Source organism: Brevundimonas albigilva (assembly GCF_023573565.1).
GTDB lineage: Bacteria > Pseudomonadota > Alphaproteobacteria > Caulobacterales > Caulobacteraceae > Brevundimonas > Brevundimonas albigilva.
Map to the genome: position 1 here is coordinate 444920 of NZ_CP097649.1, position 11030 is coordinate 455949.

The 11030-nt window shown below is 68.3% G+C and carries 10 protein-coding genes; 7 read left to right on the plus strand and 3 right to left on the minus strand.

Annotated features, from left to right (window positions below):
* Nucleotides 1–18: 18 nt before the first annotated feature.
* The 3 genes from fba to gap form a co-directional block, all read right to left on the minus strand.
* Nucleotides 19–1104 carry a class II fructose-bisphosphate aldolase gene (gene fba / locus M8231_RS02275; protein ID WP_249751341.1) on the minus strand — a complete coding sequence of 362 codons (1086 nt, stop codon included), beginning with the start codon at nt 1102–1104 and terminating at the stop codon, nt 19–21.
* A gap of 159 nt (nt 1105–1263) precedes the next feature.
* Nucleotides 1264–2460, minus strand: coding sequence for a phosphoglycerate kinase (locus M8231_RS02280; protein WP_250202151.1), 1197 nt, complete (start codon nt 2458–2460; stop codon nt 1264–1266).
* A gap of 153 nt (nt 2461–2613) precedes the next feature.
* Nucleotides 2614–3621 carry a type I glyceraldehyde-3-phosphate dehydrogenase gene (gap, locus tag M8231_RS02285; RefSeq protein WP_249751339.1) on the minus strand — a complete coding sequence of 336 codons (1008 nt, stop codon included), beginning with the start codon at nt 3619–3621 and terminating at the stop codon, nt 2614–2616.
* Nucleotides 3622–3855: 234 nt separating this feature from the next.
* Here gap and M8231_RS02290 point away from each other — a divergent pair, with 234 nt between their 5' ends.
* The 7 genes from M8231_RS02290 to M8231_RS02320 all read left to right on the plus strand — a co-directional run bounded on the left by M8231_RS02290 (nt 3856) and on the right by M8231_RS02320 (nt 11002).
* On the plus strand, nt 3856–4005 hold the full coding sequence (locus M8231_RS02290) for a hypothetical protein (RefSeq protein ID WP_249751338.1): 150 nt from the start codon (nt 3856–3858) through the stop codon (nt 4003–4005).
* 90 nt (nt 4006–4095) lie between these two features.
* Complete coding sequence (ilvD, locus tag M8231_RS02295; protein ID WP_249751337.1) at nt 4096–5835, plus strand: dihydroxy-acid dehydratase; 1740 nt, start codon at nt 4096–4098, stop codon at nt 5833–5835.
* A gap of 3 nt (nt 5836–5838) precedes the next feature.
* The gene (ilvC, locus tag M8231_RS02300) at nt 5839–6852 is read left to right on the plus strand and encodes a ketol-acid reductoisomerase (protein WP_249751336.1); all 1014 of its coding nucleotides are present in this window, start codon (nt 5839–5841) and stop codon (nt 6850–6852) included.
* A gap of 3 nt (nt 6853–6855) precedes the next feature.
* Nucleotides 6856–8559: an acetolactate synthase 2 catalytic subunit gene (gene ilvG / locus M8231_RS02305; protein ID WP_250202152.1), complete on the plus strand. Its 1704-nt coding sequence runs from the start codon at nt 6856–6858 to the stop codon at nt 8557–8559.
* 1 nt (nt 8560) lies between these two features.
* Nucleotides 8561–8812: an ACT domain-containing protein gene (locus M8231_RS02310; RefSeq protein ID WP_249751335.1), complete on the plus strand. Its 252-nt coding sequence runs from the start codon at nt 8561–8563 to the stop codon at nt 8810–8812.
* Complete coding sequence (locus tag M8231_RS02315; RefSeq protein ID WP_249751334.1) at nt 8812–10059, plus strand: 2-isopropylmalate synthase; 1248 nt, start codon at nt 8812–8814, stop codon at nt 10057–10059. The genes M8231_RS02310 and M8231_RS02315 overlap by 1 nt, the downstream gene beginning before the upstream one ends.
* Nucleotides 10043–11002, plus strand: coding sequence for a branched-chain amino acid transaminase (locus tag M8231_RS02320; protein ID WP_249751333.1), 960 nt, complete (start codon nt 10043–10045; stop codon nt 11000–11002). Before M8231_RS02315 ends, M8231_RS02320 begins: the two co-directional genes overlap by 17 nt.
* Nucleotides 11003–11030 lie beyond the last annotated feature (28 nt).

Consider the following 11030-nt stretch of genomic DNA (forward strand, 5'->3'; position numbering starts at 1 on the left):
GCGGATGACGCCACCGTCTCAGGCGGCCTTGACGGTCGCGCCGCGGAAGGACGGGTCCAGGTCGCCCGAGGCGTAGCGCTGGGCCATCTGGGCGGTGGAGAGGGGGCGGATCCGGGAGGCCTGGCCCTCGCAGCCGAACTGCTGGTAGCGTTCCATGCAGAGCTTCTTCATCGCCTCCTTGGCGGGCTTCAGATAGGCGCGGGGATCGAACTCGCCGGGCTTCTCGGCCAGGACCTTGCGGATGGCGCCGGTGATGGCCATGCGGTTGTCGGTGTCGATGTTGACCTTGCGCACGCCATGCTTGATGCCGCGCTGGATCTCCTCGACCGGCACGCCCCAGGTCTGGGGCATCTGGCCGCCGTACTGGTTGATGATGTCCTGAAGGTCCTGCGGAACGGACGAGCTGCCGTGCATCACCAGGTGGGTGTTGGGCAGGCGGCGGTGGATGTCCTCGATCACGTTCATGGCCAGGATGTCGCCGTCCGGCTTCTTGGTGAACTTGTAGGCGCCGTGGCTGGTGCCCATGGCGATGGCCAGGGCGTCGACCTTGGTGGCGGCGACGAATTCGACCGCCTGGTCCGGGTCGGTCAGCAGCTGCGAGTGATCCAGCTTGCCCTCGAAGCCGTGGCCGTCCTCGGCCTCGCCCATGCCGGTCTCCAGGCTGCCCAGCACGCCCAGCTCTCCCTCGACCGAGACGCCGCAGGCATGGGCCATCTCGACCACGCGGCGGGTGACGTCGAGATTGTACTCATAGCTGGCGGGGGTCTTGGCGTCCTCCTCCAGCGAGCCGTCCATCATGACGCTGGTGAAGCCGTACTGGATGGCGGTGGCGCAGGTGGCCGGGCCGTTGCCGTGGTCCTGGTGCATGCACACCGGGATGTCCGGATACAGTTCGGCCAGGGCGTCGATCAGCTTGGCCAGGACGATGTCGTTGGCGTAGTTCCGCGCGCCTCGGCTCGCTTGAATGATCACGGGAGCATTGACCGCGTGGGCCGCCTCCATGATCGCCAGACCCTGCTCCATGTTGTTGATGTTGTAGGCCGGCAGGCCGTAGTCGTTCTCCGCCGCATGGTCGAGCAGCTGTCGCAGCGTGATGCGCGCCATTGGGTAATCTCCTGAGCCGAATAGTCTTTTTGGTTGGCCGAATCTTAGCGCCGACCACGCCCCAAGTCACGCCGTGTTACAGGCGAGTCGGGACGCAGTCCTTATAGACCGATGGAAAGGCTCGGGTTGCGCAGGGGAAGCGAAAATCCCCCGGCTGCGTCAGGCGCGCAACGCTTCCACGCCGGGCAGGGCCTTGCCCTCCATCCATTCCAGGAAGGCGCCGCCGGCGGTGGAGACGAAGGTCATGTCGTCGGCCACGCCGGCATGGTTCAGGGCCGCGACCGTGTCGCCGCCGCCCGCGACGGCGACCAGGGCGCCCGACCGGGCCAGGTCGGCGGCGGCGACGGCGGCCTTGACGGTAGCGGCGTCGAAGGGCGGGACCTCGAACACGCCCAGCGGGCCGTTCCAGATCAGGGTCTTGGACAGGGCCATGGCCTTGAGCAGCTTCTCGACCGTCAGCGGGCCGGCGTCGAGAATCTTTTCCTCGTCGCCGATTTCCTCGCGGGCCAGGACGGTGCGGGTCTCGGCGCCCGGCTTGACCTCGGTGGCGACGACCACGTCGATCGGCAGCAGGATTTCGCAGCCTTTCGTCTCGGCCTCGGCCAGGATGTCGCGGGCCGTGTCAGCCATGTCCTTTTCCGCCAGCGAACCGCCGATGTCGACGCCCTGGGCGTAGAGGAAGGTGTTGGCCATGCCGCCGCCGATGGCCAGGCGGTCCAGCTTGCCGACCAGGTTCTTCAAAAGGTCCAGCTTGGTCGAGACCTTGGAGCCGCCTACGATGCCCAGAACCGGCTTCTGCGGATTGCCCAGGGCGGCGTCCAGCGCCTCCAGTTCGCGGCGCATGGACTCGCCGGCGTAGGCGGGAATGTGATGGGCGACGCCTTCGGTGGAGGCGTGGGCGCGGTGGGCGGCCGAGAAGGCGTCGTTGACGTAGAGGTCGCCCAGGTCGGCCAGCTTCTCGGCGAAGACCGGGTCGTTGGCCTCTTCCGCGGCGTGGAAGCGCACGTTCTCCAGCAGCAGCACGCCGCCCGGATCCAGGTCGCGGATGGCCTCGACCGCCGGGCCGCCGATGCAGTCGTCGGCGAAGCGGACCGGCGCGCCCAGGACGTTCTCCAGCGGCTCGACCACCGGCTTCAGGCTCATGGACGGGACGCGCTGGCCCTTGGGGCGGTCGAAATGGGCCAGGAGGACCACCTTGGCGCCCGCGTCGCGCAGGCGCTGGATCGTCGGCACGGCGACCCGCAGCCGGGTGTCGTCGGTGACCTTTCCGTTCTCCATAGGGACGTTGAAGTCCACCCGGACCAGGGCCGTCTTGCCGGCGAGGTCCTTGGCGTCGTCGAGGGTGCGGAAGGTCATGGTTTTCTCCTTCCGCTCATCCCGGCGAAAGCCGGGACCCAGTCCTTGTCGCGGGCGCGCCGACTGGGATCATGAGCGGTGCGAAACGGTCGGGCTGGATCGCCCAAAGGACTGGGTCCCGGCTTTCGCCGGGATGAGCGGGAAACGAAGACCTTACAGGAACTTCGCCATCTGGAGCGCGGTGTCGCTCATGCGCGTCGCGAAGCCCCATTCGTTGTCGTACCAGCTGAGCACGCGGGCCAGCTTGCCATCGACGACCTGGGTCTGGGGCAGGGCGGCGGTGGACGAGGCGGCGATGTGGTTCAGGTCGTGCGACACCAGCGGGTCGGTGGTGGTGAACAGCACGCCCTTCATCGGGCCGTCGGCGGCGGCCTGGAGCGCTTCGTTGATTTCGGCGACCGTGACCTCGCGGCCGGCGACGACCTTCAGGTCCACGACCGACACGTTCGGGGTCGGGACGCGGATGGACGATCCGTCCAGCTTGCCCTTCAGTTCCGGCAGGACCAGGCCCAGGGCCTTGGCGGCGCCGGTCGAGGTCGGGATCATCGACAGGGCGGCGGCGCGGGCGCGGTACAGGTCCTTGTGCATCGTATCCAGCGTCGGCTGGTCGCCGGTGTAGGAGTGGATGGTGGTCATGTAGCCGCGCTCGATGCCGAACAGGTCGTTCAGCACCTTGGCGACGGGCGCCAGGGCGTTGGTGGTGCACGAGCCGTTCGACACAACGATGTCGTCGGCGGTCAGGGTCTCATGGTTGACCTTGAAGACGATGGTCTTGTCGGCGCCGTCGGCGGGGGCCGAGACCAGGACGCGCTTGGCGCCGGCCTTCAGGTGGGCGCTGGCCTTGTCCTTGGAGGTGAAGATGCCGGTGCATTCCAGGGCGATGTCCACCTTCAGCTCGGCGTGGGGCAGGTTGGCGGGATCGCGCTCGGCCGTGACCTTGATCTTGCCTGCGCCGACGTCGATCCAGTCCTCGCCCGAGGTCACCGTGCCGGGAAAGCGGCCGTGGACCGAATCGTAGCGGAACAGGTGGGCGTTGGTCTCGACCGGGCCCAGGTCGTTGATCGCCACCACCTCGATGTCCTTGCGGCCATGTTCGACGATGGAGCGGAGGACAAGGCGGCCGATGCGGCCGAAGCCGTTGATGGCGACGCGAACGGTCATGGACGGAGTTCCTCTGAGCGGTTTGTTGATTGGGCGTTTCAATGAGCCCGGGCGCGGCGCGTTTCAACCCCGACCCCCTAACATCGCGCGTTCGACCGCCACGCCTTGTCGTCCCTGGGCAAGAAACACCCTTTCAAGCGGCCTCAAATCGCTGTCGCGCAAAATTCTTGCGATGGCGGGTTGCTTCGCATGATGCGCTATGGTTTCTTGCCTTTCGAACAAGGGAGCCAGCCCGTGGCCACGATGATGCGCGACATGAAGGGACGCACCGCTGAAGCGGTCGCCGTCGCGCGCGCGCCGATCGGCCTGGAAGCCCCGGTTTTCCTCATTACGCTCGTACTCCTTGGCCTGCTTACGCAAGCGGCGTGGATGCACGCGACCTGACCTAGACGCACTCAGGATCGCCTCGCACCACCCCGCTCCCGAAAGGAAGCGGGGTTTTTCGTGCTTGGCGGTTCGAACCGAACTGGACCGATGACGCAAGATTCTACCTCTCAGCCTCGTAAGCCGAACGCGCGCAGCGCGGCGGTCACGCACGGCCCGAACCGGGCCGCGGCGCGCTCCTATCTGCGGGCCGCCGGAATGCGCGACGAGGATTTCGAAAAGCCGATGATCGGCATCGTCAACACCTGGTCGACGGTGACGCCGTGCAACATGCACCTGGACCGTCTGGCCAAGGACGTGCGCGCCGGCATCGTGGCGGCGGGCGGCTATCCGGTCGACTTCAACACCATCGTCGTCACCGACGGCATCTCGATGGGCACCGAGGGCATGAAGGCCTCGCTGATCAGCCGCGAGGTCGTGGCCGACAGCATCGAACTGGCCATCGAAGGCCACCAGCTGGACGGCGTGGTCTGCATCGTCGGCTGCGACAAGACGATCCCGGCGGCGGCGATGGCGCTGGCGCGGATGGATATCCCCGGTCTGGTCTATTACGGCGGCACCATCATGCCCGGCGTGATCGGAACCAAGGAAGTCTCGGTCCAGGAGGTGTTCGAGGCGATCGGCGCCCATTCGGCCGGGACGCTGGACGATGCGGGGCTGAAGGCGGTCGAGAGCGCGGTCTGCCCCGGCGCCGGCGCCTGCGGCGGCCAGTTCACCGCCAACACCATGGCCATGGCCCTGTCGGTCATGGGGATTTCGCCGATGGGCGCCAATGACGTGCCCGCCGTCGACCCGGCCAAGGGGGCCGAGGGCGAACGGTGCGGGCGCATCATCGTCGAGCGCGTCTTCGCCGGCGACACGGCGCGAAAGTACATCACCAAGGCCAGCCTGAAGAACGCCGCCGTCGCCGTCTCGGCCTCGGGCGGATCGACCAATGCGGTCATGCACCTGACCGCCATCGCGGCCGAGGCCGGGATCGAGTTCGGCGTCGAGGACTGCCACCAGGCCTGCGTCGAGGCGCCGGTCATCTGCGACCTGAAGCCGGGCGGGCGGTTCCTGGCCTCGCACCTGTACGCCGCCGGCGGGACGCGGCTGGTGGCCCAGCGGCTGGCCCAGGGCGGCAAGATCGTCAACACGCCGACCGTCAGCGGCCGCAGCCTGTTCGTGGAGGCCGGAGAGGCCGAGGAAGCTCCGGGCCAGCAGGTCGTGACCGACTTCGAGGCGCCCGTCATGGCGCGCGGCTCCTTCGCCGTCATCTATGGCGACGTGGCGCCCGAAGGGGCGGTCATCAAGCTGACGGGCCACAAGGTCGACCGGTTCGAAGGCCCGGCCTGCGTCTTCGACAGCGAGGAAGACGCCTTCCACGCGGTCCAGGACGGATCGGTCGGCGAGGGCGACGTCATCATCATCCGCTACGAAGGGCCCAAGGGCGGTCCCGGCATGCGCGAGATGCTGCAGGTCACCGCCGCCCTGAAGGGCCGCAAGATCGAGAACGTCGCCCTGCTGACCGATGGCCGGTTCTCGGGCGCCAGCTATGGCTTCGTCGCCGGCCACGTCTCGCCGGAAGCCGCCGTCGGCGGTCCGATCGCCCTCATTCGCGATGGTGACCGCATCACCATCGACGTCACCAACCGCCGGATCGACACCAACATCGATCTGGCGACGCGCCGGGCGGGCTTTACGCCCCACGTAGTCCGTCCGGCGCGAGGTGTCTTCGCCAAATACCGCGCCTCGGTCGCCTCGGCCGCCCAGGGCGCCGTCACCATCCCCAACCCGCCGCCGGCTCAAGTTCCGGCGTCTCACAAGACAACCGCTGCTCAGGACGCCTGACCCATGGCCATCACCATCTACATCAACGACGATATCCGCCCCGGTGCCATCGCCGGCCAGCGCATCGCCATCATCGGCTATGGATCGCAGGGCCGCGCCCATGCGCAGAACCTGAAGGACAGCGGCCATGACGTGGTCGTCGGCGTTCGCCACGGCGGCACGGGCTGGAAACACGCCACCGCCGACGGGGTGCCGACTGCCGAGCCGGCCGAGGCGGTCAAGGGCGCCGATATCATCGCCATCCTGACGCCGGACATGATCCAGGGCGAAGTCTATCGGGACATCATCGAGCCCAACGCCAAGCCCGGCTCGGCCCTGCTGTTCGCCCACGGCTTCTCGATCATCTACGAGCGCATCACGCCGCGCGACGACATGGACGTGATCCTGGTCGCGCCCAAGGGACCGGGCGACCTGGTCCGTCGCGAGTTCCAGCGCGGTCGCGGCGTCCCCAGCCTGTTCGCCATCGAGAAGGACGCGACCGGCAAGGCGCGCGACCGGGCCATGGGCTACGCCAAGGGCAACGGCGGCGCGACGGGCGGCCTGCTGGAGACCACCTTCCGCGAAGAGACCGAGACGGACCTGTTCGGCGAACAGGCCGTCCTGTGCGGCGGCGCCAAGGAGCTGGTGATGCAGGGCTTCAACACCCTGGTCGAGGCCGGTTACCAGCCCGAGATCGCCTATTTCGAATGCCTGCACGAGCTGAAGCTGATCGTGGACCTGTTCTACGAGGGCGGCATCTCGAAGATGCACCACTTCATCTCGGAAACGGCCAAGTACGGCGCCGTGGCCAGCGGCCCGCGCGTCGTCAACGACGAGACCAAGGCGCGGATGAAGACCATCCTGGACGAGATCCAGAGCGGGGCCTTCGCACGCAACTGGATCGCCGAGAACGACGCCGGCAAGCCGCAGTACGAAGCCTGGCTGAAGGCGGACCGCGAGAGCCAGATCGAACAGGTCGGCGCGCGCCTGCGCGAGCGCATGGCCTGGCTGAACACGCCCAAGTCCGAGGCCGCCTGAACCATGACCGCCGCCGCCTTCAAACCCCAAGCCGAGGCCGTCCCCCAGTCGGGGGCGCGGCTGCTGGTCTCCACCCTGGAGCGGCTGGGGGTGGAGGTGGTGTTCGGCTATCCGGGCGGCGCCATCATGCCCGTCTATGACGCGCTGGCCGGATCGAAGCTGAAGCACGTCCTGGTCCGCCACGAGCAGGGCGCCGCCTTCGCCGCCGACGCCTATGCGCGGATGAGCGGCCGGGTCGGGGTCTGCATGGCGACCTCCGGGCCGGGCGCCACCAACCTGATCACCGGCATCGCCAACGCCATGATGGATTCGGTGCCGATGGTCTGCATCACCGGCAACGTTCCGCAGGGGGTGATGGGCACCGACGCCTTCCAGGAGATCGACATCCTGGGCGTCACCCTGCCGATCGTGAAACATTCGATCCTGGTCCGCGACGCCGCCGAAGTGCCGGCGGCGGTCGAGGAGGCCTTCCACATCGCCGCCTCCGGCCGGCCGGGGCCGGTGCTGGTCGACCTGCCCAAGGACGTGCAGTTCGCCCAGACGACCGAGGACTTCGGCTTCCACATTCCCAACGCGACGCCGACGGTCGATCACGACGCGATCGCGGCCGCCGAGGCCGCGATCCGCGCGGCCAGGAAGCCGCTGGTCTATATCGGCGGCGGGGTGAAGATCGGCGGCGCGACCCAGGCCGTGCGCGACTTCGTGCGGGCCACCAACATTCCGCAGGTCTCGACCCTGAACGCCCTGGGCACCGTGCCCACCGATGCCCCCGGAATGCTGGGCATGCTGGGGATGCACGGCACGCGGGCGGCCAACGAGGCGGTCCAGGAGGCGGATCTACTGATCGTCGTCGGCGCCCGCTTCGACGACCGCGCCACCGGCAAGCTGGCCGAGTTCGCGCCCAACGCCGGCGTCGTCCACTTCGACATCGACGCCTCGGAGGTCGGCAAGCTGCGCGCGGCCAACGTCGCCGTCGTCGGCGAGCTGAAGACGGGCGTCGAGGCCCTGACCCAGCGGATGCGCGCCGGCGCGGCCCTGGACATCCAGCCCTGGACGGTCGATTGCGCCCGCGCCGCGGCGGCCGGCGCCCATCGCTATGACGCGCCGGGCGAGGGGGTCTATGCGCCCGCCCTGCTGAAGGAAATCTCCGAGGCCGCCGGCGACGCCTTCGTGGCCGCCTGCGACGTGGGCCAGCACCAGATGTGGGCGGCCCAGCACTGCCGCTTCGCCAGCCCGGAAGCGCACATCACCTCGGGCGGCCTGGGGGCCATGGGCTTCGGCCTGCCGGCCGGCATCGGCGCCAAGATGGCCCGCCCCGAGGCGACCGTCGTGACCATCGCCGGCGACGGCGGCTTCATGATGAACATCCAGGAGCTGGCGACGCTGAAGCGCTACGGCGTGCCGCTGAAGATCGTGCTGATCGACAACTCCAGCCTGGGCCTGGTGCGCCAGTGGCAGGAGCTATTCTTCGCCGAGAACTATTCCGAGATCGACCTGTCCGACAACCCGGACTTCGTGAAAGTGGCCGAGGCCTTCGGCATCGAGGCCTTCCGCATCGATCGCCGCGATCAGGTGTCGGAGGGCGTCCAGCGCCTGCTGGCCGCCGACGGCCCTTGCCTGGCCCATGTGGTCATCGATCCCCGAGACAATGTTTGGCCGCTGGTTCCGCCAGGCAAGAGCAATGCTGAAATGATGGAGGGCTCCTGAGATGAGCGACACGATCCACATCCAGATCGACCGCGCGGACGGTTCGCTTCAGCGTCTCATCGGCCTGGTGGAGCGCCGGGGCTTCCACATCGACGGCATCAACATGGCCGACGAAGGGTCGTTCCGTAAAATCGCCCTGACCGTGCGCGGCCGCGACGCCGGGCGCTGCATGGACAATCTGGGCCGCCAGATCGACCGGCTGTTCGGCGTGCGCCGCATCGGCAACGACATTATCCAATCCGAGGCTGCGTGATGGACCGAGTATCCGGCGTATCGCGCACCGCACAGATCGCGGCCGACCCCAACCGCGTCATCATCTTCGACACGACGATGCGCGACGGGGAACAGGCGCCCGGCTTCTCCATGTCCGCCCAGGCCAAGGTGAAGATGGCCCAGGTCCTGCGCGACCTGGGCGTCGACGTCATCGAGGCGGGGTTCGCCGCCGCCTCTCCGGGTGACGAGGACTGCATTCGCCGCGTGGCCGGCGAGGTGGAGGGGCCGATCTTCTGCTCGCTGTCGCGGGCCAACGAGAAGGACATCGACGCCAGCTTCCGCGCCCTGCAACCGGCGCCGAGGGCCAACCGCCGCTGCCACGTCTTTCTGGCCACCAGCCCGATCCACCGGGCGGCCAAGCTGAAGATGTCGACGAACGAGGTGCTGTCCACGGCCGTGCGGTCGGTGGAATATGCGGCCAGCCTGTTCGACGACGTGGAGTTCTCGGCCGAGGACGCCTTCCGCACCGAGCCGGAGTTCCTGGCCGACGTGCTGGAGGCCGCCGCCGACGCCGGCGCCCGGACGCTGAACGTGCCCGACACCGTCGGCTATGCGACGCCGGAAGAGGTGCGCGAGCGCTATCGCTATCTGGCGGCGCGCATCCACAGGCGCCATCCGCAGGTGATCTTCTCGGCGCATTGCCACGACGACCTGGGCATGGCGGTCGCCAACTCCCTGGCCGCCGTCGAGGGCGGGGCGCGGCAGATCGAGGGGGCGATCAACGGCATCGGCGAGCGGGCCGGCAACGCCTCGATCGAGGAGGTCGTCATGGCGCTGAAGGTCCGCCAGGACCGCTATGGCGTCACCACCGGCGCCGACAGCCGCCACCTGGTGCGGGCCTCCAAGATCTTGTGCGAGATCACCGAGACGGTCATCGCCCGCAACAAGTCGGTGGTGGGGATCAACGCCTTCGCCCACGAGGCCGGGATCCACCAGCACGGCATGCTGGCCGACAGCCGCACCTACGAGATCATGAGCCCCCAGGACGTGGGCTTCGAGGGCAGCTGGTTCGTGCTGGGCAAGCACTCGGGCCGCCACGCCATCGCCAAGCGCGCCGAGACCATCGGCCGTCCCATCGAGGGCGAGCGCCTGGCCGCGGTGGTCGCCGGCTTCAAGCAGCGCGCCGACCAGATCGGCGAGATCAACGATGCGGAACTGATCGCCATCATCGACCGGGTCGACGGCGTCTCCGCAGAACAGGAAGAAGTCTATGCAGCCGCTGGCTGAGAACATCTGGATCAACGGCGAACTGACGCCGTGGGCCGACGCCAAGATCCACGTCATGAGCCACGCGCTCCACTACGGCACCTCGGTGTTCGAGGGCATCCGCGTCTATGACACCCCGAACGGCCCGTGCGGCTTTCGCCTGCGCGAGCACGTGCGCCGCCTGTTCGACAGCGCCCGCATCTATCATATCCAGCTGCCCTACACCGAGGACGAGCTGGTCGCGGCCTGCCATGCGGTGGTGCGCTCCGAGGGGCTGCGCTCAGCCTATGTCCGGCCCATCGCCTTCCTGGGCCAGTGCGGCATGGGCGTGACCCCGGCGCCGCAGAACATGAACGTGGACATCGCCATCGCGGCGTTCCCGTGGGGCGCGTATCTGGGCGAGGAGGCGCTGGAGAAGGGTGTGGACGCCTGCGTGTCCAGCTGGAACCGCACGGCGCCGAACACCACGCCCTCGGCGGCCAAGGCGGGCGGCAACTATCTGTCGTCCTATCTGATCGGGCGCGAGGCCCGTGTCGGCGGATTCGGCGAGGGCATCGCCCTGGGCGTCGACGGCCGTCTGTCGGAAGGGGCGGGCGAGAACCTGTTCGTGGTCAAGGACGGCCGGGTGATGACGCCGCCGGCGGCCAACTCCATCCTGATGGGCATCACCCGCGACAGCGTCATCAAGCTGGCCAAGGCGCAAGGGTTTGAGGTGGTCGAGCAGGCCATGCCGCGCGAGGCCCTGTATCTGGCCGACGAAATCTTCATGACCGGCACGGCGGCGGAGATCACCCCGGTGCGTTCGGTGGACGGGATCACGACCCGGGCCGCCGGGCCGGGTCCGGTGACCAGGGTGGTCAACGCCGCGTTCCGGGGCCTGTTCACCGGCGAAACCCCGGATGCGTTTGGCTGGCTGGAACCGATCGGCGCGGCGGTGACCAAACGGGAGCCTGAGTATGCGTGAACGATCCTCCCCCGAGGAGCGCAGCGTA

What these genes read in the sequence shown, in the direction of transcription:
- fba (WP_249751341.1), bottom strand. Translation starts at nt 1,104, where the DNA reads ATGGCGCGCATCACGCTGCGACAGCTGCTCGACCATGCGGCGGAGAAC.
- M8231_RS02280 (WP_250202151.1), bottom strand. Translation starts at nt 2,460, where the DNA reads ATGACCTTCCGCACCCTCGACGACGCCAAGGACCTCGCCGGCAAGACG.
- gap (WP_249751339.1), bottom strand. Translation starts at nt 3,621, where the DNA reads ATGACCGTTCGCGTCGCCATCAACGGCTTCGGCCGCATCGGCCGCCTT.
- ilvD (WP_249751337.1), top strand. Translation starts at nt 4,096, where the DNA reads ATGACGCAAGATTCTACCTCTCAGCCTCGTAAGCCGAACGCGCGCAGC.
- ilvC (WP_249751336.1), top strand. Translation starts at nt 5,839, where the DNA reads ATGGCCATCACCATCTACATCAACGACGATATCCGCCCCGGTGCCATC.
- ilvG (WP_250202152.1), top strand. Translation starts at nt 6,856, where the DNA reads ATGACCGCCGCCGCCTTCAAACCCCAAGCCGAGGCCGTCCCCCAGTCG.
- M8231_RS02310 (WP_249751335.1), top strand. Translation starts at nt 8,561, where the DNA reads ATGAGCGACACGATCCACATCCAGATCGACCGCGCGGACGGTTCGCTT.
- M8231_RS02315 (WP_249751334.1), top strand. Translation starts at nt 8,812, where the DNA reads ATGGACCGAGTATCCGGCGTATCGCGCACCGCACAGATCGCGGCCGAC.
- M8231_RS02320 (WP_249751333.1), top strand. Translation starts at nt 10,043, where the DNA reads ATGCAGCCGCTGGCTGAGAACATCTGGATCAACGGCGAACTGACGCCG.